The sequence below is a fragment of the Lentzea flaviverrucosa genome, assembly GCF_003350445.1.
Taxonomy (GTDB): domain Bacteria; phylum Actinomycetota; class Actinomycetes; order Mycobacteriales; family Pseudonocardiaceae; genus Lentzea; species Lentzea californiensis.
The window spans coordinates 228,698-249,190 of sequence record NZ_QQAU01000002.1; the positions used below are offsets into that span (position 1 = coordinate 228,698).

Sequence of the window (20,493 nt, forward strand, 5' to 3'; positions counted from 1 at the left end):
TGCCCCTTGTATGCGCCTGACTTGGACGACTAGGACGCCCCGGGAGCCGGCCGGCAGGCACAATGGTTCCATGCGGCACCGGAGCATCGCGCTGATCGTCGTCACCGCCCTGCTTGCCGCAGGGTGCACAGCCCAGATCCCAGGGACGCCCCGCGCCGCCAAGGTGGTGAAGAAGGAGGCGTCCACCACCACCGTCCAGGTGCGCGGCTCGGACAACGGCCCGATCGACAAGCTGGCCGCCACCGCGCTCACGGACATCGAGGAGTTCTGGACCGAGTCGTTCCAGACGACCTTCAACAAGCCGTGGAAGCCGCTGGGCGGCGGTTACTTCTCGGTCGACACGGCCGACGCCACCGCGAAGCCGCCGCCGTGCACGCAGAAGGCCGCGGACGTGGAGGGCAACGCGTTCTACTGCCCGGCCGCCGACGCCATCGCCTGGGACCGCGCGTCCCTGCTGCCGGTGCTGCAGGACCGCTTCGGCGAGGCGGCCGTGGTCGTCGTCCTCGCGCACGAGATCGGCCACGCCGTGCAGAACCGCATGGGCATCACGCCCGAGGCCGAGCGCCGCGAGCCGGAGAAGTACCCGACGATCCTCACCGAGGCCCAGGCCGACTGCTTCGCGGGCGCGTTCGTGCGCAACGTGGCGGACGGCAAGTCGCAGCGCCTCGACATCAACGCCGACGCCCTGGACAAGGCGCTGGGCGCCCTGATCACGTTCCGCGACCCGGTCGGCACCTCCCCGGAGGACGAGCAGGCGCACGGCAGCGCGTTCGACCGCGTGGCGGCCTTCCAGGACGGCTACGAGCAGGGCACGAAGTTCTGCGGCGCGATGACGGTCCAGAACCGCCAGTTCACGCAGCGCGCGTTCACCAGCGTCAAGGACCGCGCGAACGGCGGCAACCTGCCGTTCGACGACATGCTCGAAGCCGTCACGCCCGACCTCGACGGTTTCTTCAAGAACCTCGCCACGACCGCGGGCAAGACCTGGCCCTCGCCGCGCGCGGAGGCCTCCCAGACCGAGCCGGACTGCTCCGGTGACCAGGGCCCCGTCGCGTACTGCCCGGCGGACAAGACCATCAAGATCGACACCAAGGACGAGCTACCGGCCCTGCACAAGGAGTTCGGCGACTACGCGACGGGCACGCTGATCGCGACCAGGTACGCGATGGCCGAGCTGGCCGTGCTCGGCAAGCCGACCGAAGGTGAGGGCGCCTCCGCGGCGGCGTTGTGCCTGGCCGGCGCGTACACGGGTGCGGTGTTCCAGCGGCAGGACGGGTTCGGCCTCTCGCCGGGCGACTTCGACGAGGCCGTGACGGTGCTGCTGCAGTTCGACTACGCGGCCCGCGACACCAAGGGCTCGAACCCCGTGGATCCCGGGTTCGAGCGGGTGAAGAAGTTCCGCGAGGGCGTGTTCGAGGGCGCGAAGAAGTGCGGCGTCTGAGGACCTGAGAAGAAGCGGAAGCCCGCACCGGCTCGAGGGCCTGGTGCGGGCTTCAGCGTCGGGCGACCGGAGCCTGGTCGGACACCACGGAGATCCGCGCGCCCGGGATCTTCAGCGTTCCGCCGATCAGGTCCGTGTTGCGCACCGTGACCTCGGTGAAGGTCACGAACGGCACGTTCAGCGGCGGTGGGTGTGCCGCGGTGTAGTCCACCGGGATCTTGATCCCGAGGATGTCCAGGTTGCCCTTGAGCTGCACGGTGAACAGCTCGATCCGGCCTGGCGAGACCGTGGACGTGCTGCCGGGCCGTGCGGCCGTGATCAGCTTGACGCCCGGTGAGACCTCGGCGGTCTGCACCAGGTCCTTGATCTTCATGTCCGACGCGGTGAACTTCAGGACCTTGACGACCTGCCCGTTCAGCAGCGTGTCGACGATCCCGACGAAGTTGAGGCCACCCAGGTCGAGCCTGGACGCCGTCAACGTCCACTCCCGCCCTCCCGCCGCCACCGGTGCAGGGGCCGGTGGCGGGGGCGGCGGCGGGTCCGCACTGGGCGGCGGCGTCGGCGCGGTGGACGACACCGGCGGCGGGGTGGTGCTGGTGCTCGACACGGGCGGTGGTTCCGACGTCGTGGTGCTGGTCGGGGCCGGGGAACTGCTGCCGGGGTCCGACGACGGTGGTGGCTCGGTGCTCGATGGCGGTTGCAGCGCCAGCACCGCGACCATCGTGACGGCGGCGAGCGACTGCGCCCGCATCATGTGGGCTGAACCCCCTGGGTCGTCTCCGGTTCCTTCGCCTTCTTCGGTTTCTTCGGCTCGTCCGTCCACGCCAGGGCGAGCGCACCGCCGAGCAGGCTCGAGAGGGTGCCGATGATGAAGCCGCCGAAGTTGGTCACGACGACGGCGACCAGCGACAGCAGCACCGTGACGATGCCCGACGCCAGCCGGAACCTCGGCTGCGCCCACAGCGCGACCGCGCACATCCCCAGCAACGTCCCGATCAGCAGCGCGGACACGCCACCGAGCGTCTGCATCGAGATCATCAGGTCGCCGAACTTCAGCCCGGCGAACGGCGGGAACAGGATGAGGAGCGCGCCCACGGCCACGAAGAGACCGGCCCAGAAGGGCCGGCCGCGTCGCCACGCCGTGAACCGGCGCCAGGTCGTCAGAAGCACTCTTGCTTCCCCTGGCGGATGGTCAGGTTCATGCCCTTGAACCTGATGGTCTGGGCGGTGGTGGCCCAGGCGGTCTGCTGCAACGACGTGATGTTGGCCGAGTCGGCCTGCAGGCCGAACGAGCCCGGCAAGCCGCGGAGGTTCTGCGGTCCCTTGGTCACCTTGTTGGCGTCGATGCCGATCTCGGGGTTGCCGAGGACGAGGTCGCCGTTGAGGTCGGTGAGGTTGACGACGAGGTTCTCCGCCGACATGCCGCCCACGCCGTCCGCGGTGATGCGCATCGTGACGTCCCCGACGATCGGCATGTTGGCGACGAACACCGACTGGCAGAACTTGTCCAGCCTCGCCGTCTTGAAGCCGCTGACCGCGACCACGTGGGTCTTGCCCGCACCCGCGTCGACACCGCCGAACTGGACGAATCCCTGGCCCGTCAAGTTGTCGGCGGAGACCTTGAAATTGGTGCCGGACACCGCGAACGAGGCGGCCAGCGCTCCCTGGGACATGCCGAACAGGAGGGCACCGGCACCCACGGCACCGATACCCAGCACCCCGGCGAACCGTGCCCAGCGCGTTCTACCCATACCCCGAAACTCCTTCCACGCTGAAGGCTTGCGGAAGGGACTGTGCGCCCCCAAACGTCAGCCGTACAACGAAAACGAGTCCGCGCAGTCTTGAAATCACCCCGAGGGGTGAGGAGTTTTCACGTTTGGCCGAAGGTACGTGCCGAATGGCCTCAGAACGCGCTTAGTAGTGTCTGACCTCATGGGATTCGGACGAATCGCCGTCGCGCTGGCCGTGACCGCCGCCTTGACCGCCTGCGCTTCCGTGGTCGACGGCGAACCGAAGGGCGAGCGCCCCGACCCCACGAAGGTCGCGGGCCTGGAGATCTCCAACGGCCCGTCCGGCCCGAAGAAGGGTGTGCCGGACGCGGACCTGAGCGTGGAGAACGGCGACGGCGGCGACATGGACCGCCTGGCCATCAACACCCTCGCCGACGTGCAGGAGTTCTGGAAGGCGGAGTTCCCCGCCTCGTTCGCGGGCAAGGCGTTCGAGCCGGTGAAGCGCTTCATCTCCTACGACTCCAACGGCAAGGGCGTCGAGGTCTGCAAGCTCGACACCACCGGCATCGCGAACGCGTTCTACTGCGCCCTCGACGACAGCATCACCTGGGACCGCGGCGAGCTCCTGCCGATGCTCAAGGACTCCTTCGGCCCGATGGCCGTCGTCACGGTCCTGGCCCACGAGATGGGCCACGCCGTGCAGTACAAGCTCGGCCCGGCCTCCAACATCGGCGCCAACACCCCGTCGATCGTCAAGGAGCAGCAGGCCGACTGCTACACGGGCGTCTTCATGCGCTGGATCGCCGAGAACAAGTCGAAGCACTTCGAACTCTCCACCGGCGAGGGCCTCAACCAGGTCCTGCAGACGATGTTCTTCATCCGCGACAGCGCCGGCACGTCCTTCGAGAAGCAGGGAGCCCACGGCAGCGCGTTCGACCGCGTCTCCGCCTTCCAGTTCGGCTTCACCCGAGGCGCCGCCCGCTGCGCGGAGATCAACGAGGCCGAGATCGGCAAGCGCATCACCGAGCGCCCGTTCGACCTCTCCGACACCGACCAGGGCCAGGGCCGCGGCAACGCCCAGGTGAACGAGGACAAGTACCTCAGGGCCCTGGAGGAGTCACTCCGCGACGCCTACAAGTCGAGCGGCGCGGCCTTCCCCGCCTTCGACAAGGCGGGCATCAAGTCCTGCGCCAACGCCCAGACCACGTCCCCTGCCTCCTACTGCCCGGCGGTCAACCAGCTGCAGCTGGACCTCCCGCAACTGGTCAAGATCGGCACGCCCCCGAAGAAGGGTTCGAAGGGCGGCATCGGCGACTTCGCCGCGTTCGCGGTCATCGCCTCCCGCTTCTCCCTCTCCATCCAGCACGCGACGGGCTTCAAACTCGACGACGACGCGGCAGGCCAGCGCACCGCCTGCCTGACAGGAGCCTGGGCGGGCCTCACCAACCGCCCCAACGCGGCAGCGGGCCTGCGCCTCTCCCCAGGCGACCTGGACGAGGCAGTGGCAGAACTCCTGGCAGACGACAGCCTCATCGCGGCAGACGTCAACGGCAAAGCAGTCCCCTCGGGCTTCGCCCGCGTGGAAGCGTTCGGCGACGGCTTCTTCCGAGGCCTCTCGTTCTGCGTGAAGAAGTACTCGGTTTGACCCTTTAATCGACCAATGTCGATACTTGTCCCGTGCTGACCGACGAAGCCACGACCTACGCCTCCTGGTTCGCGACGCTCTCCGACCCCACGAGAGTCCGCCTGCTCCACCACGTGGCCTCGTCCCCGACCCCGGTCACCGTGGGCGAACTGACCACCCTGCTGGGCGTGAGCCAGTCCACCTGCTCCCACCACGTCCGCAAACTGGCGGAGGTCGGCTTCCTCCACATCCAGCGCGAGGGCACGACCACCCTCGTCACGGTCAACCCGGCCTGCTGCACGGGCCTCCCCCACGCAGCAGACGCGGTGATGGGCGCCCTCTCCACAGGCACCGTGAACCCAGTACCAGGCGTCACGATCCGCACCATGACGGCAGCAGACTGGCCAGACGTCCGCCGCATCTACGGCGAAGGCATAGCCTCGGGCAACGCCACGTTCGAAACCGAAGTCCCATCCCGCAGAACCCTGGAATCCAAGTGGCTGCCAGACCACCGCTGGATAGCCGTGGTGGACGGCAAAACCGCAGGCTGGGCAGCAGCCACCCCAGTCTCACCCCGCGAGTGCTACGCCGGAGTGGTGGAGACCTCGATCTACGTGGCCGACGCCTCCCAGGGCAGGGGCGTGGGCAAAACCCTGCTGCACCACCAGGTCACAGCCGCAGACGCCGACGACATGTGGACCCTGCAAGCAGTCATCTTCCCGGAGAACCGAGCCAGCATCGCCCTGCACCACAAAGCGGGCTTCCGCACAGTGGGCCTACGCGAACGAATCGCCAAGCACCACGGCGAATGGCGAGACACAGTCCTTTTGGAACGCAGACGCCCTTAGTAGCCACCCACCCGCGAAGCCGAAGGCGAGCCGTCCCTCGCCCGCGAAGCCGAAGGCGAGCCGTCTCCCGCACGCGATGCCGCAGGCGAGCCGTCCTTACCGCAAGGCAAGGGCGGTGGGGTCCCGTCACGAGTCGCGCCACAGCTCTTGCTGCATGCAGGTAGGGGTGTCAAGCGGACACGCTTTTCGTCCGCTTGACACCCCTACCTGCATGTGGCCCGCTCTTGGCGTGGCTCGTGACGGGACCCCACCGCCACAACGCACCCTCAACGCAACCGGCGGCCGCCCAACGCAACAGGCGTGCCATCAACCCACCCACGGCGCCACCTCCCGATCAGATTGCCGGGGGTCTGGGGGCAGAGCCCCCAGGAAAACGCACGCAACCGCAAGCCCGCCGCCCGCAAGGTGACCACCCACCCGGTAGCGACCTCAGTACAAAGCAGAAGCCAGCTTCCGCCGAGCCGCAGCAACCCGAGGATCATCAGCCGGGAACAACTCGAACAGCCCAACCAAGTGCTGCCGAACCCGATCCCGATCCTCCCCAAAAACTCGCCGAACAGTCTCAACCAACCGAGAAAACGCCTCATCAACCATCTGCCCGGCAACCTGAGCATCAGCAGCAGCAAGCTGGGCGTCGATGTCCTCAGGCGCCGAATCAGCCTTGGCGATCACAGCAGGATCAACAGCCTCGGCCCGCTCAGCGAACCGAGCCTGCGCAAGACCTTCCTTGGCCAACTCGTTCCCAGGCTCAGAGGCGAGGATCTCCGAGTAGAACCCCTGAGCAGCAACATAATCGCCCCGCTCAAAGGCTTCCTCGGCAGCAACGATCCGAGGATCCTCGACAACCTCTTCCTCAACCACAGGAACAGACCCGGCCCGAGCCTCACCGGCCCGAATCCCGGGCAACCGCTCCCGCAAGGCGTCCAGCAACCGAGCGATCCACTGCGACAACTCGGCGTCCGCGATGGGCCCGGCAAAAGCATCGATGGGCTGACCGGCAGCAACGGCGATCGTCGTCGGCACGGACTGCACCCCGAACGCCTGCCCGATCCGGGGCGAGGCCTCCAGGTCGACCCTGGCGAGGATCCAGGCCCCGCCGGAAGCCGTGGCGAAGCGGGTCAGCGAAGCAGCGAGCTGCTGCGACTCGGGGCTGTAGGAGGCACCCAGCAGCACCACGACGGGCACCTGCAGGGACTGCTCGACCACGGCCTGGAAGGAGGCCTCGGTGACGTCCACGATCCACGGCGCGGAACCGTTGTCGGGTGCGGGGGCACCACCGGCGGGGGCCGGCGTGGCAGCGGCGGTGCGGGCAGCGTCGGCTCGGGCCCTCAGGGCGCCCAGGTCGACGGCGCCGGAGAGTGCGGCGGACAGTGCGGCGGTCTTGCGAGGATCAGGCCTTGTCACGTGTTCCATCCTGGCACGGCTAGTTCCCGGACCGGGTCCAGGGCCATCGGGTTGACGCGCATCGCCTCGTTCGCTGAGGCGATCCGTAGAGCGAGCGGTGTCATCAGGTCGATGAACCGCTTTGTACCAACTGCACCCAGCGCTTCCCACGGTGCGAGAGCGGCCATGTCGGTCGCCCGCTCGACTGCGGCAAGATCGCCGGGCAGATCAGAAACTGCTTCCCATTCTTCGACAGTCCAACCACGCGCGGTGCGCATGTATGCCGCATCGAGGGAATGCTCACGCGCGTAGAGCGCAAGCGCTTGGCACGGGCCTATGCCCGCGGCGACGAGGGCTGCGATGTGGCCGTCCCCGCGTGCCTCGCGCAAGATCGTGCAGGCGTGCCACAGGGCGAGATGAGGCTCGATGGGCCACGGCAGCGAACGGTTCGCGGCGGCCAGCGGACGCCCGGCGATGGGAGCGGCCAGAGCCGCCCTCCTGGCCAGCGACGCCGCCTCGGCGATCTCGGCCGTGTCGACCGAGCCCAGCAGGCGCCGCAACGCCCCGTCCGCACCTTCCAGGCGCACCCGCAGGTACGTGGAGGGTGAGGCGACAGCCCACGCGTCCGGCAGCGCGCGGGAGACCATGCGCGGTGCGAAGTTGTAGAAGACCGCCGTCACCAGTTCCGGCGACGCGGCGCCCAGCGGTGCGGCGCGCATGCCGAAGTAGCCCATCCAGCCGCCCTTGCAGCCCAGCGCGTCCGTCGCCGCGCGGGATTCGGGCGTGAAGTACGTGACGTCGTGGTAGGGCTCGAACCTCAACCACAGCTGCCTCGCGTCCACGACCGACACGCTAACCCAGTGAACGGCGGCGCACGGGTGCACTCACCGTCACGGCGTAGAGCGTTCGGCCATCCGAGGAGACGCCCGAAGCCTCCCGGTCACACACGCCTCCCGGCCCGCCGACCGCGAACCACGAACGGTGCCCCGCGCGCCGGCTCACGGGGTGCCGGAGAGGTGCTCCTCGACGCGTTCGACCTTGGCCCTCAGTTGACCGGAGTAGCCGGGCCGGATGTCCGCCTTGAGCACGAGCGACACGCGTGAGGCACTGGCCTGCACGGCTTCCGTCGCGCGCTTGACCACGTCCATCACCTCGTCCCACTCCCCCTCGACCAAGGTGAACATCGCATTCGTCTCGTTGGGCAGGCCGGACTCCCGCACGATCCGGACCGCCTCAGCGACCGCTTTCGCGACGCTTCCTGATTCGTCCGAACCGGACGGAGCAACGCTGAACGCGACAAGCACACGTGCCTCCTGCTGATCCACGAGTGGTACTGACTGGTAGCTTCCGTGCCCATGACACCGCTGCCGTTCGATCCGATCGCCCGCGCGGCCGAACTGTGGGACGACCGGGTGGGTTCCGCCACGGCGATGGCCGCCGTCACAAGCGTCATGCGTGTCCAGCAAATCATCCAGTCCGCGGTGGACGCAGCCCTCAAGCCGCACGGGCTCACGTTCGCGCGCTACGAGGCGTTGGTGCTGCTCTACTTCTCCCGCAAGGGCGCGCTGCCGATGCGGGTCATGGGCGAGCGCCTGCAGCTGCACCCGACGAGCGTCACCAACATCGTCGACCGGCTGGAGAGCGACGGCCTCGTCCGCCGCACGCCGCACCCGACCGACCGCCGCACCACGCTGGTCGAGATCACCGACGCCGGCCTGCAGCGCCGTGAGAGCGCGACCGCGGCCGTCGTCGACGTCAACCTGGGCCTCAAGGGCCTCACCGACCGCCAGACCGAGCAGCTCACGGACCTGCTCGCGAAGGTCCGCCGGGCCAGCGGCGACTTCGAGGATTAATTCGGTTGGGCGGTCTGGCCGGCCTGTGGCCTGATGGACCCATGTGGGATCGACCGGACCGCTCCATCGTCGCGCTCGTCAGCACCCCCAGCGGGTTCACCGGGAGAACGCCGACGATCCCGGTCGAGACACCGAACTGGAACCACGTCGAGCCGGTCAACACGGCCCTGCGCGACCTGCTCGGCGTGGAGACCAGCGTGCTGCGCCTGATCTCGGTCGAGGGCGGCGAGGTGCCGTTCGGCGGGGTCGTCACGTACCACGTCGAGGCGCACGGCGAACCCGATCGAACCCACCTCGAACCCGCCGACGCGCCTGAACCGGACGCCGAGCACAGGCTGCCGTGGGCACGGCTCGGCGGACCGTCCGAACTCGTCGCGTGGGCGGACTCGATGATCACCCGCACCGGTCCGGCGGTCCAGGGGCGGACGTGGAACCTCTCCAGCGTGCACCGGCTTCCCACCACGCGGGGGCCGGTCTGGCTCAAGGCCGTGCCGCCGTTCTTCGCCGACGAGGGCACGGTGATCAAGATGGTCGCCGCCCACGACCCCACACTGGTGCCCGAGGTGCTGGCCAGCGCACCGAACCGCGTGCTGCTCAGCCAGGCCGAGGGCGCCAACTGCTGGAGGGTGACCCCTGAGCAGATCGAGGACGTCGTACCGCGCTGGGTCGCCGTCCAGCACGCACTGGCGGGTAAGGCGCAGCTGCGGCCGTCCGCCGTGCCGATGCCGGACTTCGGCCTGCCCGACACGCTCACGCACGGCGACTTCCACCCCGGCAACTGGCGCAGCAGCGGAGTCGTCATCGACTGGTCCGACGCGGTCTGGGGCCACCCGGCGCTCGACGCGTGCCGGCTCATGGAGTACGCCAAGCCCGAACTGCACGACCTGATCCGCCGCGTGTGGAGCGAGGCGTGGCTCTCGCACCGCCCCGACAGCCGGCCACTGGAAGCCCTGAAGGTGGCACCTCGCGCATCTCGGCTGCACAACGCGGTGAAGTGCCAGCAGTTCCTCGACAACATCGAGGCCTCCGAACGGATCTACCACGAGGGCGACCCGCAGACCGAGCTCCGCGAGGCCCTGCGCCTGGTGACGCCGTGAGCGAACGGTCGATCATCGCCCTGGTCAGCGCCCCGGACGGGTTCGCGGGCCGGACGGACGCGATCGAGGTCGCGTCGCGCTGGTGGGCGGACGTCGAACCCGTCAACGAGGTGCTGGAACAGCTGCTGGGCGTCCGGACGAGCGTGCTCAGGCTGGTCTCGGTGGAGGGCGGCGCCTCACCGGGCGGCGGCGTGGTCACCTACCACGTCGAGGCGCACGGCGAGCCCGACCGAACGCACCTCCACCCAGCGGAGGAACCCGCCGCGAACGCTCCCCACAGGCTGCCGTGGGCACGGCCGGGCGGTCCGTCCGACCTGGTCGCCTGGGCCGACGAGCACGTCGAACGCACCGGCCCGCCCGTCCAGGTGAAGTCGTGGAACCTGTCGAGCGTCCACCGCCTGCCCACCGCGCACGGCTCCGCGTGGCTGAAGGCCGTCCCCCCGTTCTTCGCGAACGAGGGCGAGGTGATCGAGATGGTCGCCGCCCACGACCCCGGCCTGGTGCCTGAAGTGCTCGCCAGCGCACCGTTGCGCGTCCTGCTCGGCGAGGCGCCCGGCGAGGACTGCTGGGACACGAAACCCGAGCACATCGAGGAGATCGTGCCGCGCTGGGTCGCGGTGCAGCACGCGCTGGCGGGTGAGCCCCGAGCACGGCCCTGCGTCGTGCCGATGCCGTCGTTCGGACTGCCGGACACGGTGGTGCACGGCGACTTCCACCCCGGCAACTGGTTCAGCAGCGGCGTGATCATCGACTGGTCCGACGTGGTGTGGGGCCATCCCGCGCTGGACGCGGGAAGGCTCATCGAGTTCTGCCGCCCCGAACTGCACGACGTGATCCGCCGCGTGTGGAGCGAGGCCTGGCTGCGGCACCGCCCGGACAGCCGCCCGCTGGAAGCCCTCGACACCGCCCGCCGTGCCGCGCACCTGTTGCTCGCGGTGCAGTACCAGCAGTTCCTGGACAACATCGAGGAGTCGGAGCGGATCTACCACCGCGGAGACCCCGAGAAGCAGCTCCGGGCCGCCCTGCGCCTGGTGACCGGATGACAGGTCGGACGATCGTCGCCCTGGTCAGCGCGCCCAGCGGGTTCGCGGGCCGCACGGACGCGCTCGACGTCCCCACTCTGGAGTGTGACTGAAGGCGATCCCGCCGTTCTTAGCCGACGAGGGCGCGGTGATCGAGATGGTGGCGGCCGTCGACCCGGACCTGGTCCCGAGGCTGATCGCCAGCAAGCCGCAACGGGCCGCTCGACGCCACGTCGAGGAGTCGGAGCGGATCTACCACCGCGGAGAACCCCGAGGGACAGCTCAGAGCTGTTCTGCGGCCGGCTCGCTGAGGCGGCCGGTCCTCGAGGCCCAGCGCTCGAAGATCACCGTGCCGAACGGCGGGATGCTCGACAGCAGGCCGAGGACCAGCGTACGGGCGTTCCACTTCAGCGGTTCCTTCGTCATCAGCGTGACGAGGATGAAGGCGACGAAGACGAAGCCGTGGATCGGGCCGAAGACCTTGACGCCGATCTCGTTCTGCACGACGACGTACTTGAAGAACATCCCGAGCAGCAGGCCCGCCCAGGAGATGGCCTCGGCCAGGGCGAGGATGCGGAACCGTCCGACCACGCTGGAGAACGTCATGGCTCCCCATCATGAACCGTGACGGGGAGCACACGAGCACCGGGCCTGTCCTGGTCTGTCCTATTCCTCCCATTTGAAGACGCGAGAGGCGACGAACCCGACCACCAGCGAGAACCCGACCAGGATCGCCCCCGGCACCACCAGCGCCTCGATCCCCTTGCCCCGCACCAGCACGTCGAGCATGCCGTCGTTCATGTGGCGCAACGGGAAGATCTTCGAGACGGTCTGCAGCCACGCGGGCGCCTGGTCGACGGGGAAGAACGTGCCGGACAGGAACGCCATCGGCAGCACCACGATGTTCGCGGCCGCCGACGCCGCCTCCTCGGTCTTGGCGAACGCGCCGACCAGCATGCCGAGCGCGAAGAACGCGATGGTTCCCAGCAGCAGCAACGGAATCGCGAGCCACCACTGCCCGGAGAGCTGGAGCCCGAACACCGGCAGCGAGGCGATGCCGATGAAGGTCGCGCCCTGCACCAGCGCGACGCCGGTGCTGACCAGGATCCGCGACGACAGCACGGAGGCCGTCGAGATCGGGGCGAGCCGGATGCGCCGCAGCACCTGCTTGCGCCGCCACGACACGAGAGTCAGCGCCGAACCGAACACCGCCGACACCGCCACACCCCACGACAGGATGCCCGGCGTCAGGAACTGGATCGGCTTGAGCGAGGCGTCCTCGACCTTCTCCGCGGCGAACGTGAAGGTCGGCGGCTGACCGGTCGCGGCGAGGTTCGCCCTGTCCACGAACCCGTTGATGATCCCGAGCACGGTCGCCGACTGCACCTGGTCGCTCTGTGCGAACCGCACGTCGACCTGCTGACCGCGGATGATCAGTGCGGCAGGGAGGTCGCCGTCCTTCACCTTCTGCACAGCGGCGTCGACTTCGTTGTACGACTCGAACTCCAGCGCGCCGCTGTCGCGCAGAGCGCTGACGATCGGGCCGTCGCCGACGAGCGCGATCCTGGTCTTGTCCGCGCCGGCGTCGCGCAGGAGCAGGCCGAAGATGACGAGGAACATCAGCGGGAACAGGAAGGTGAAGAACAGCGTCACCTTGTCCCGGACGAAGCCCTTGAGCATCGCCACCGAAAGCGTCTTGAACGCGGTCATGCGCGGTACTCCCGGCCTGTCAGGTTGAGGAAGACGTCTTCGAGGGTGGCCGTGCGGACCTGCAGGCCGTCGAGTGCGCCGCGTTCGGCCAGCGCCGACAGCACGGGAGCGGGACGGCGCGTGGAGAGCGTCAGCGACACCTCGTCCTCGTGGGCCTCGTCGACGCCGTCGAGCGCCGAAGCGTCCACAACGGACAGAACGCCCTTCTGCAGCGTCACGTGGGTCGGTGCGTCGAGGCCGCGCACCAGCACCGCCGGCCGGTCGAGCGCGAGGATCCTGCCGGTGTCCATGATGGCCACCCGGTCGCAGAGGATCTCGGCCTCGTCGAGGTAGTGCGTGGTGTAGACGATGGTCTTGCCGCGTCCCTTGATGGCGCGCAGCACGTCCCAGAGGTTGCGGCGGGCCTGCGGGTCCAGAGCGGCGGTCGGTTCGTCGAGGAACACGATGTCCGGGTCGTGCACCAGCGCGCACGCGATCGAGAGCCGCTGGCGCTGCCCACCGGAGAGCTTGCTCTCCTGCTCGTTCGCCTTGTCCGCGAGGCCGACCAGCTCCAGCATGTCCGCGGCCGTGCCGGCGCTCACGCCGTAGAGCGCGCCGAACGTCTGCAGCTGTTCCTTCGCCGTCAGCTTGTCGAAGAACGCCGTCGCCTGCAGCTGGACACCGATGCGCGGCAACAACTTCACGTTGCGCGGCCACGGGCTCTCACCGAGCAGCCGCACCTCGCCGCTGTCGGGCTTGCGCAGGCCCTCGACGATCTCCAGCGTGGTGGTCTTCCCGGCGCCGTTGGGCCCCAGGATGCCGAAGAACTCGCCCTCCGCCACGGTGAACGAGATCCCGTCCACCGCTTTCAGGTCGCCGTAGCTCTTGCGGACGTCCCGCACCACGACCGCCGACCGTTCCTCCGTCATGGGCGAGACGCTAGGTCAGCACCTGTGGCACCACGTCACGAAACGACGAAAGTCGCCGCGAAGTCGAGACGAACGAGGTCAGCCGCCCGAAACGAGCAACGGGCAAGCGGTGTAGACCTCGTTCAACCCTCGTAGCGCCGCGGCGAACTGCTCGAAGCGGGCACGAGGAACGGCCGCGCGGACCTCGCCGATCACCTGCCACAGGTAGCGGTGCTCGGCGGTCTCCACGACGGGCTGCGGCGCGTGGCCGGGAACGTCGGCGGCGAACGCGAGCGCCACCGCCGCGGCACGCAGGCACGCGGTCGCGAGCGTCACGCAGTCCTCGACCAGCGGGCCGTCGTCCTGCGCGCGCACGACGCCGCTGACGGCGAACCGGACGGCCTGCATCAGCGCGAGGTAGAGGCGCTGGCCGGCCTGGGTGCGTTCGAACGGGAGGGTCTCGGTGCCGCAGCCGGGCGTCACGACGGTCATGCCGACCTGGGGGCGGCGCAGCACGTGGTCGAAGAGCGCGGTCGGCGCCCAGAGCAGGGTGCGCCAGGAGTCCTCGGGGACCGAGGTGCCCATCCTGGCCGCGTTCTCCAGCACGTCGAGGTAGGCGATGAGGACGCCGGAGAGGAAGACGCCGCCGCGGTCGCCGCCGACCCGCACGACGCCGAAGCGTTCGTCGAGTTCGGGGTCCCGGACCCAGTAGCCGGGCGTCCACTCGATGACGCCGCTGCTCGCGAGGACCACGCGCGCGAGACGCTGGTGCACGGGCGAGGCCGAGAGCACCGTGTCGTCCAGCCCCATCTGGACGAGCATGGACGCGGCGTGCTGCAGCGACTCGCGCCGCTGCGGCACGAGGTCGGGGTGCAGCAGGCGGAACGGTTCCACGTCGCCCCCCTCCGTTGTCGTACACACGATGAACGGGAGGGGGCCGGAAGTCATCCGGATGAACCGCAGCGTTACGTCTCAGTTGGACCCGTCAGTGCGACCGGGCCCAGGCCGCGAGCTGCGCGCGAGTCGAAAGATCGAGCGTGGTCTTCACGTTGTGCACATGGGATTCCACGGTGCGGTGCGAAATGCCGAGCTTGGCCGCGACCTGCGCGTTCGTCAAACCCCGCGCCACCAGTTCGACGACCATCCGCTGCCGGTCGCTGAGCACCGGGTGCCGCACCATCTCCTTGTCCAGCGCGGTTTCCAGGGCGTGCCGGGCGTCCATCGCCCTGCCCGCGCCGAGCGCTCGCTGAAATGCCGCAGGAGAAAGGGATTCCCGCGCGAGGTCCAGTGCGGCGGCCGTCTTCCGCCGCCACCACCCTTCCGGCGCAACAACCCACGTCGTGCGCATCTGCTGACACGCGACCAGAAGCCGCACGCCGAGCTCGTGCCGTCCGGATGCCATCGCGACCAGGCCGCGGCCCTCGACCGACTCCAGCGCGGCCCGCGGGCTGTCCGCAGTCATGCGCGCACCCTCCGCGAACCGGGCGCCCGCCGTCACCAAGTCCCCGCGCTCCAACGCGATGCAGCCCGCCGTGTGCACCGCGATGGCCACGACGTCCTGCCGTGCATGGACTCTGAGCACGGGCAACGCGGCCTCGACCAGCTCGGCGGCCGCGTCGACGGCACCGTCGGCGAGCAGCCGCCAGCCGAGGTTGTGGCTTGACACAGCGACACTCACGTCGTTGCCGTTGCGTACGCCGTACTCGATCGATCGACGCAACGCCTCCGCGGCATTCGACACGTCACCCTTGCCGTCGTGAGCGCCCGCTAACGTCCGGAACAGACGGCACATGATCAGGTCCTGCCCACCGGACTCGGCCGTCTCGATCGCCTCGGCGGCGTACCGCACCGCCTCGTCGTGCCGTTCCTCGTGGCTCGCCAGCAGAGACGCGTACTCCAGCGCGAGGATGCGGTAACGGGCGTCGGCGGGCGACTGGTGCAGCACCTGCATCAGCACCGCGCCGGCCTGGGCGAAGTACCCGCGGTCGAAGCACACCTTGAGCAGCATCGTGGCGAGCATCAGCCGCCTGTCGTCCTGCGGCGCGACCAGATGGGCGAAGGCGTACGCCACGTTGTCGTACTCCCGGTGCTGCGTCCTCACCTGCTCCGGTGTGAGGATCGACGACGAGACACCGGGTTCGCCCTTCTCGCACAGCCACGCGATGATCCGTTCCGCCGTCACCCGGTGCTCTCCGTGCTCCTCCAGCCGTTCCCCGGCGTAGAGGCGAACGGATTCGAGCATCCGGAACCGGCCGTCGGACTCCCGCACCACCAACGACTTCGCCTGCAACGCCGTGAGCAGGCCGATCACCTCGCCGCCGTGGACGACCTGGGCGATGTCCAGCCCGAACCCGCCGGGCAGCAGCGCGAGCCGCCGGAACAGCTCCTGCTCACCCGCGGTCAGCAGGTCGTGGCTCCACGCGATGGCCGCACGCAGGCCGCCGAGCAGGTCGAGCCGGTGGTCGAGGCGGTCCGCGAGCTCGGGCAGCGGCACGGACGTGGAGAGCTTCGCGGCCAGTTCCACGGCCAGCGGCACGCCGTCCAGCCGCGCGCAGATCGCCGCGATCACGGCGGGATCGCCGCTGGTCCCGGCGCGTTCGACGAACAACTTCGCCGCGTCGGCCTCCATGCCGTGCAACGGGTAGACGATCTCACCGACGGATCTCAACGCCTCCCGGCTGGTCGCGAGGACCTGCACGTGCGGACAGCGCGCCAGCAGCGCGTCCACGACGGCACAACACTCCTCGACGAGGTGCTCGCAGTTGTCGACGAGCAACAGGATCCGCCGGTTGTCCAGTTCCTGGAACAACGTCGTGCGCAACGCGACACCCACGCGCTGGTACACGCCAACGGCTTCCGCGAACGCTTCCACCACCTGCTCGGGCCGGGTCAGCCTGCCCAGCTCGACCGTGCGGACCTCGACACGTCTGGCCCGCCGGGCGAGCTCGACCGCGAGCCGGGTCTTCCCGATCCCGGCCGAGCCGACGAGCGTGAGCATCCTGTGCTTGCGCAGCAACGGAAGCAGCTCCGCCAGCTCGCGCTCCCTGCCGACGAACGCGTCGTCGTGGCCGGGCAGCTCGGCGACCACTGTGGACGTCCCCGCGGAACGCTGACGGTAGGCGCGCTGACGGCACGCGTTGGAGCAGTACCGCGCCCGCGACGGCAGAGGCGCGAACGCTGTGCCACAGCTCGCGCAGACGCCCATCGCATGAGCGTACGACCGTATCGGCGTCTCAGTTGGAAAGGGTGCGCAGGTCGACCACGAGCGTGGTGCCCGAGAACAGTTCCGCGAGCTCGATCCGATCTTTCGCCTTCGACCGCCAGCCGCTCCGGATGCGCTGCACCACCTGCGTCTTCGCGACGTCCGCCGCCTCCGCCTCGATCACGACGTCCTTGCCGTTCTCCAGGTGGATCACGGCCCTCGTGAACTTCGGGGCGTGCGGCACGAACTCACCGGTTCCGGGCACCGCCGGGTACATCCCGAGCGCGCTGAACACGTACCAGGCCGACATCGTGCCGAGGTCGTCGTTGCCCGTCACGCCCGCCGGCCCGTTGACGAACAACGTCTGCGCCGCCCGCACGACCACCGACGTCTTCTCCGGCTTGCCGATGAGCGCGTACATCCACGGCGCGTGCAGATCTGGTTCGTTGTTCGGGTTGTACCTGAACTGGTTGTAGTAGTCGTACGGCCCGACCACCCACTTCTCGCGGACCGTCCGCTTCGGGTCGACGAGCAGGTCCTCGTACGCGAAGAAGTCGTCCAGCCGCGCCTCGGCCGCCGCCCTGCCCCCGAGCGCCGTGATCAGCCCGGTGATGTCGTGCTGGCACAGCCACTGGTACTGCCACGCCGTGCCCTCGTGGAACCCCTCCGGCCCCTGCGGGGTGAACGGGGTGAGCCATGAGCCGTTCTGCAGCTTGGGCCGCGGGAACCCGGTGAAGCCCCGGTCCGTGACGCTGTTGTCCCAGAGGGCGCGGTGGTTGAGGCCCCGCGCGCGCAGTCGTTCCGCGTCCTCGGTGTGGCCCAGCGCCTCGGCCATGATCGCGAGCGTGGCGTCGGCCAGCGCGTACTCCAGGGTCGCCGACGCGCCGTGGTGCGGATCGGTGTCCTGCCCCTTCTTCGGGAAGCGCTTGTCGTACTGGACGAACCCCCTGGCGAGGTAGTTCGGGTTGCCGGACCTGCCCTGGAAGCGGGAGCTCTGCGGTGGGACACCGTCGGCGTTCTGCAACAACGCCCGGTAGGCCTGCTCCTCGAAGCCCGCGAGGTGCCCGAAGCGCCACAGGTCGACCAGGAACGGCGTGACCGGGTCGCCGGTCATGCAGTTGGTCTCCTGGTTCGCGTACGCCCACCGCGGCAGCCAGTCGCCCTGCTCGTGGATCGCCAGGACGCTCCGCGCGATGTCCTTGCTCCTGGTCGTGCGGATCAGCGCGAGGAGCTGGTTGTGGGCCCGGTAGGTGTCCCACAGCGAGTAGTACTCGTAGTAGGTCCAGCCGTCGGTCTGGTGGATCCCGTCGTCGAAGCCGCGGTACCGGCCGTCCGCGTCGCTGCCGGTCAGCGGCTGGAGCAGCACGTGGTAGAGCGCGGTGTAGAAGACGGCGCGCTCGTCCCAGTCCTCGGTCTCGATCTCGATGCACCCGAGCTCCGCGCGCCAGGCGTCCTGCGCCTCGTTGCGGACGTCGTCGAAGGTCTTGCCGGCGGTCTCGGTCTCCAGGTTGTTCGTGGCACCGTGCGCGTCCACTTGGGACAGTGCGGTCGTGGCCGTCACCGGGCCCGGCCCGAACGTGACCCAGGCGCCCCGCAGTCCGGCGCCTCCCGCGGACTCCCGCCGCCCCGGCCTGGACCCGGACGGGCCCCAGGTGCCGAACTCCTCGAACGGCCGGTCGAACCTGGTGGTGAAGTACGTGACGTACGGACGGCCGCCGCAGAACGCCTGAGTCTCCACGGTTCCGGTGATCGTGCGGTCGTCCAGGACCCTGACGGAGCTGGCGCTGACGGGTTCCTTGTCGTTGGCCTGCCCAACGTTGACGAGCAGTGTGCCCCGGACGCCACCGGGGAACGTGTACCGCTCGACGCCGGCCCTCGTGGTGGCGGTGCACTCGACGGTGATGTCGCGGTCCAGCTTCACCTTGTAGTAGCCGGGTTTGCCGATCTCGCCGTCGTGCGTGTACGCGCTGGCGTACCGCTTGTGGTCGAAGCTCTGCGGCAGCGCGGTGACCGGCAGGATCGGGACCAGCCCGCCCTGCTCCCAGCACCCCGCGCCGGACAGGAAGAAGTGCCCGAAGCCGCGGATCTGCTGGTCGTCGTAGCGGTAGCCCGCGTAGTGGGAGCCGATCGGGCTGGAGTGGGCCTTGCCGAACGGCATGGACGCGCCGGGGAAGGTGTTTCCCTCGTCCTTCGTGCCGATGAAGGTGTTGACCGACTCGATGGGATCCAGTGCGTCCACGAGATTCACCCTAGTTGCGATTCCGGCGCCGGGCGGGACGGCGGAGTGGTCCGGTCGGGTGGCAAGGGCCGGGCAAGGGACCGGGCCGGGGTGCGCCGCCGCCGCACGCGCATCCCGGCCCGGGGGCCTTCTCGCCGGACAAGCGCTGTCCGTCATCGCATCATCGCTGAGCGCACACGGTCCAGGTCAACACAATGACGATCACTTGTCTGGTTTCGGACAACACGAGTCGTCAGGCCGGAATGGCCATCAGCGACGTGTAGCCCACACCACTCTGTGCGAACGCCTCCAGGGCGTACGCGGTGAGCTGGTCGTTCATGACGGGGTTCTGCGACAACGCCCGCGTCTGGGCCAACTCGGCCCCGGTGATGCCGGGCCGCTGGCTGTACTTGATCGTGACGGACCAGCCGTCCGGCGAGGTGACGTCGACCTTGAGGCCGGAGTAGACCTCGGCCACCTTCGCGCTGATCTTCGACGCGAGTTCGACGATGCTGACGGCCGCGGTCAGGGTCGCGGCGATCGTCAGGATCGTCACGACGTCGACACCGGGAGCACCGGCCTTCGGCGTCGACCACCTGGTGCCGTCGTAGCTCCTGGTCGCGGAGTGGGCGGTGGTCAGATCGATCTCCACCGACCTGGTCTTGTCGTCGCTGAACACGGTCCCCGTGGTGATGTCCTGCTCGAACCAGACCTGAACCACCTCCACCGGTGTGAGGAGGAGGTGATCGCCTCCGAGGATCGGCTTGTCGGCGAAGTAGATGGGGGTCAGCGTCGTCTTGCCGTCGATGTCCGTCGAGTACGCGGACAGCCCGGGGTGGATCGGGCCGTACTCGTTGTACATCGTGATTCCCGTGTCCGGGCCGCCGGTGGAGGCGTCGCTCAGGACGCCCGCCTTGTCGAGGGTCGCCTCCTCACCAAGGCCGATCGGCACCTGCCTGGTCTGGACGTGCACCCTCGGCGTGCCCTCCACGATCTTGCCGCCGTAGAGCCGGTACTGCGGCTGCCACGAGAAGGTGTTCTCCGTGAGGTAGTCGTCGGCCGACTTCCACACGACGTTGTAGTGGTCGTTCACCTTCTTCGCGAAGCAGAGCTTGTACTCGGCGTCCTTCAGCTCTTCGAGCTTCGCGTCGGGGATGCGGATGGTGACGCTCTTGGTGTCCGTCATGATCACTCCTGCGCTGGATGTCGTCGGGGCCGGTGCGACCCCGGTGGCACACGCTCCGGTGCCCGCATCTCACCGGCGTCGCCGCAGCGCACGACGTCCTGTCGCCGCCACATCGACGTCACTCGATGGGCTGGACCGGAACAGGCGCGTCCGTTGGGCCATTGGCGTTATGGCTGCCGGGTGATCGGCGACGCGCTGTCGCCGCGGACTCCCTACCGGGTGGCGGTCAAGTGCGCGCACGACTGAGGGGCCACCACCGGACGGCCGAGAGGCGGACGCCGCCGCAGGCGGA

At 69.0% G+C, this 20,493-nt stretch carries 19 protein-coding genes; 6 read left to right on the forward strand and 13 right to left on the reverse strand.

Annotation, left to right across the window (positions count from 1 at the left end; genetic code table 11):
- Positions 1 to 70: 70 nt before the first annotated feature.
- Positions 71 to 1,441, forward strand: coding sequence for a neutral zinc metallopeptidase (locus DFR72_RS07165; RefSeq protein ID WP_090066553.1), 1,371 nt, complete (start codon positions 71 to 73; stop codon positions 1,439 to 1,441).
- Positions 1,442 to 1,493: 52 nt separating this feature from the next.
- Here the strand turns inward: DFR72_RS07165 and DFR72_RS07170 are convergent, their stop codons facing one another.
- The 3 genes from DFR72_RS07170 to DFR72_RS07180 are packed head-to-tail and all read right to left on the reverse strand — an operon-like array spanning position 1,494 to position 3,192.
- On the reverse strand, positions 1,494 to 2,192 hold the full coding sequence (locus DFR72_RS07170; protein ID WP_090066554.1) for a hypothetical protein: 699 nt from the start codon (positions 2,190 to 2,192) through the stop codon (positions 1,494 to 1,496).
- The gene (locus DFR72_RS07175; RefSeq protein ID WP_090066555.1) at positions 2,192 to 2,611 is read right to left on the reverse strand and encodes a DUF6114 domain-containing protein; all 420 of its coding nucleotides are present in this window, start codon (positions 2,609 to 2,611) and stop codon (positions 2,192 to 2,194) included. The genes DFR72_RS07170 and DFR72_RS07175 overlap by 1 nt, the downstream gene beginning before the upstream one ends.
- Positions 2,602 to 3,192: a DUF6230 family protein gene (locus tag DFR72_RS07180; protein ID WP_090066556.1), complete on the reverse strand. Its 591-nt coding sequence runs from the start codon at positions 3,190 to 3,192 to the stop codon at positions 2,602 to 2,604. The genes DFR72_RS07175 and DFR72_RS07180 overlap by 10 nt, the downstream gene beginning before the upstream one ends.
- Positions 3,193 to 3,373: 181 nt before the next feature.
- On the opposite strand from DFR72_RS07180, the gene DFR72_RS07185 reads away from it, so the two are divergent.
- Both DFR72_RS07185 and DFR72_RS07190 read left to right on the forward strand, forming a co-directional pair.
- On the forward strand, positions 3,374 to 4,816 hold the full coding sequence (locus DFR72_RS07185; RefSeq protein WP_090066557.1) for a neutral zinc metallopeptidase: 1,443 nt from the start codon (positions 3,374 to 3,376) through the stop codon (positions 4,814 to 4,816).
- Between the two features lie 32 nt (positions 4,817 to 4,848).
- On the forward strand, positions 4,849 to 5,643 hold the full coding sequence (locus DFR72_RS07190; protein WP_090066558.1) for a helix-turn-helix domain-containing GNAT family N-acetyltransferase: 795 nt from the start codon (positions 4,849 to 4,851) through the stop codon (positions 5,641 to 5,643).
- 429 nt (positions 5,644 to 6,072) lie between these two features.
- On the opposite strand, the gene DFR72_RS07195 is transcribed toward DFR72_RS07190, so the two are convergent.
- From DFR72_RS07195 to DFR72_RS07205, 3 genes are all read right to left on the reverse strand, one after another.
- Positions 6,073 to 7,047 (reverse strand): tetratricopeptide repeat protein, encoded by a 975-nt coding sequence (locus DFR72_RS07195; protein ID WP_211335354.1) that lies wholly within the window; start codon positions 7,045 to 7,047, stop codon positions 6,073 to 6,075.
- Positions 7,044 to 7,868 (reverse strand): SCO6745 family protein, encoded by an 825-nt coding sequence (locus DFR72_RS07200; RefSeq protein WP_090066775.1) that lies wholly within the window; start codon positions 7,866 to 7,868, stop codon positions 7,044 to 7,046. The genes DFR72_RS07195 and DFR72_RS07200 overlap by 4 nt, the downstream gene beginning before the upstream one ends.
- 156 nt (positions 7,869 to 8,024) lie before the next feature.
- On the reverse strand, positions 8,025 to 8,330 hold the full coding sequence (locus DFR72_RS07205) for an MTH1187 family thiamine-binding protein (protein ID WP_090066776.1): 306 nt from the start codon (positions 8,328 to 8,330) through the stop codon (positions 8,025 to 8,027).
- Positions 8,331 to 8,381: 51 nt separating this feature from the next.
- Between DFR72_RS07205 and DFR72_RS07210 the strand changes: the two genes are divergently transcribed.
- From DFR72_RS07210 to DFR72_RS07220, 3 genes are read left to right on the forward strand one after another with little or no spacing between them, the layout of a single operon-like run.
- Entirely contained in the window at positions 8,382 to 8,879 is a 498-nt protein-coding gene (locus tag DFR72_RS07210) for a MarR family winged helix-turn-helix transcriptional regulator (RefSeq protein ID WP_090008643.1), read from the forward strand.
- Between the two features lie 41 nt (positions 8,880 to 8,920).
- Complete coding sequence (locus DFR72_RS07215; RefSeq protein ID WP_090066560.1) at positions 8,921 to 9,976, forward strand: phosphotransferase; 1,056 nt, start codon at positions 8,921 to 8,923, stop codon at positions 9,974 to 9,976.
- Positions 9,973 to 11,019, forward strand: coding sequence for a phosphotransferase family protein (locus DFR72_RS07220; protein WP_090066561.1), 1,047 nt, complete (start codon positions 9,973 to 9,975; stop codon positions 11,017 to 11,019). The genes DFR72_RS07215 and DFR72_RS07220 overlap by 4 nt, the downstream gene beginning before the upstream one ends.
- A 261-nt stretch (positions 11,020 to 11,280) precedes the next feature.
- Here the strand turns inward: DFR72_RS07220 and DFR72_RS07225 are convergent, their stop codons facing one another.
- From DFR72_RS07225 to DFR72_RS07255, 7 genes are all read right to left on the reverse strand, one after another.
- Positions 11,281 to 11,604: a DUF3817 domain-containing protein gene (locus tag DFR72_RS07225; RefSeq protein WP_090066562.1), complete on the reverse strand. Its 324-nt coding sequence runs from the start codon at positions 11,602 to 11,604 to the stop codon at positions 11,281 to 11,283.
- A 60-nt stretch (positions 11,605 to 11,664) separates the two neighbouring features.
- On the reverse strand, positions 11,665 to 12,708 hold the full coding sequence (locus tag DFR72_RS07230) for an ABC transporter permease (RefSeq protein ID WP_090066563.1): 1,044 nt from the start codon (positions 12,706 to 12,708) through the stop codon (positions 11,665 to 11,667).
- Entirely contained in the window at positions 12,705 to 13,616 is a 912-nt protein-coding gene (locus DFR72_RS07235; RefSeq protein ID WP_090066564.1) for an ABC transporter ATP-binding protein, read from the reverse strand. Before DFR72_RS07235 ends, DFR72_RS07230 begins: the two co-directional genes overlap by 4 nt.
- A 78-nt stretch (positions 13,617 to 13,694) precedes the next feature.
- Positions 13,695 to 14,489 carry a hypothetical protein gene (locus DFR72_RS07240; protein ID WP_090066565.1) on the reverse strand — a complete coding sequence of 265 codons (795 nt, stop codon included), beginning with the start codon at positions 14,487 to 14,489 and terminating at the stop codon, positions 13,695 to 13,697.
- A gap of 91 nt (positions 14,490 to 14,580) precedes the next feature.
- The gene (locus DFR72_RS07245; protein ID WP_090066566.1) at positions 14,581 to 16,800 is read right to left on the reverse strand and encodes a helix-turn-helix transcriptional regulator; all 2,220 of its coding nucleotides are present in this window, start codon (positions 16,798 to 16,800) and stop codon (positions 14,581 to 14,583) included.
- Positions 16,801 to 16,828: 28 nt separating this feature from the next.
- A complete protein-coding gene (locus DFR72_RS07250) occupies positions 16,829 to 19,192 on the reverse strand; it encodes a GH92 family glycosyl hydrolase (protein ID WP_090066567.1) in 2,364 nt (787 codons plus the stop codon).
- Between the two features lie 76 nt (positions 19,193 to 19,268).
- Positions 19,269 to 20,201: a hypothetical protein gene (locus DFR72_RS07255; RefSeq protein WP_143086742.1), complete on the reverse strand. Its 933-nt coding sequence runs from the start codon at positions 20,199 to 20,201 to the stop codon at positions 19,269 to 19,271.
- Positions 20,202 to 20,493 lie beyond the last annotated feature (292 nt).

What these genes read in the sequence shown, in the direction of transcription:
- DFR72_RS07165 (WP_090066553.1), top strand. Translation starts at nt 71, where the DNA reads ATGCGGCACCGGAGCATCGCGCTGATCGTCGTCACCGCCCTGCTTGCC.
- DFR72_RS07170 (WP_090066554.1), bottom strand. Translation starts at nt 2,192, where the DNA reads ATGCGGGCGCAGTCGCTCGCCGCCGTCACGATGGTCGCGGTGCTGGCG.
- DFR72_RS07180 (WP_090066556.1), bottom strand. Translation starts at nt 3,192, where the DNA reads ATGGGTAGAACGCGCTGGGCACGGTTCGCCGGGGTGCTGGGTATCGGT.
- DFR72_RS07185 (WP_090066557.1), top strand. Translation starts at nt 3,374, where the DNA reads ATGGGATTCGGACGAATCGCCGTCGCGCTGGCCGTGACCGCCGCCTTG.
- DFR72_RS07210 (WP_090008643.1), top strand. Translation starts at nt 8,382, where the DNA reads ATGACACCGCTGCCGTTCGATCCGATCGCCCGCGCGGCCGAACTGTGG.
- DFR72_RS07215 (WP_090066560.1), top strand. Translation starts at nt 8,921, where the DNA reads ATGTGGGATCGACCGGACCGCTCCATCGTCGCGCTCGTCAGCACCCCC.
- DFR72_RS07225 (WP_090066562.1), bottom strand. Translation starts at nt 11,604, where the DNA reads ATGACGTTCTCCAGCGTGGTCGGACGGTTCCGCATCCTCGCCCTGGCC.
- DFR72_RS07230 (WP_090066563.1), bottom strand. Translation starts at nt 12,708, where the DNA reads ATGACCGCGTTCAAGACGCTTTCGGTGGCGATGCTCAAGGGCTTCGTC.
- DFR72_RS07235 (WP_090066564.1), bottom strand. Translation starts at nt 13,616, where the DNA reads ATGACGGAGGAACGGTCGGCGGTCGTGGTGCGGGACGTCCGCAAGAGC.
- DFR72_RS07245 (WP_090066566.1), bottom strand. Translation starts at nt 16,800, where the DNA reads ATGGGCGTCTGCGCGAGCTGTGGCACAGCGTTCGCGCCTCTGCCGTCG.
- DFR72_RS07250 (WP_090066567.1), bottom strand. Translation starts at nt 19,192, where the DNA reads ATGACGGACAGCGCTTGTCCGGCGAGAAGGCCCCCGGGCCGGGATGCG.
- DFR72_RS07255 (WP_143086742.1), bottom strand. Translation starts at nt 20,201, where the DNA reads ATGACGGACACCAAGAGCGTCACCATCCGCATCCCCGACGCGAAGCTC.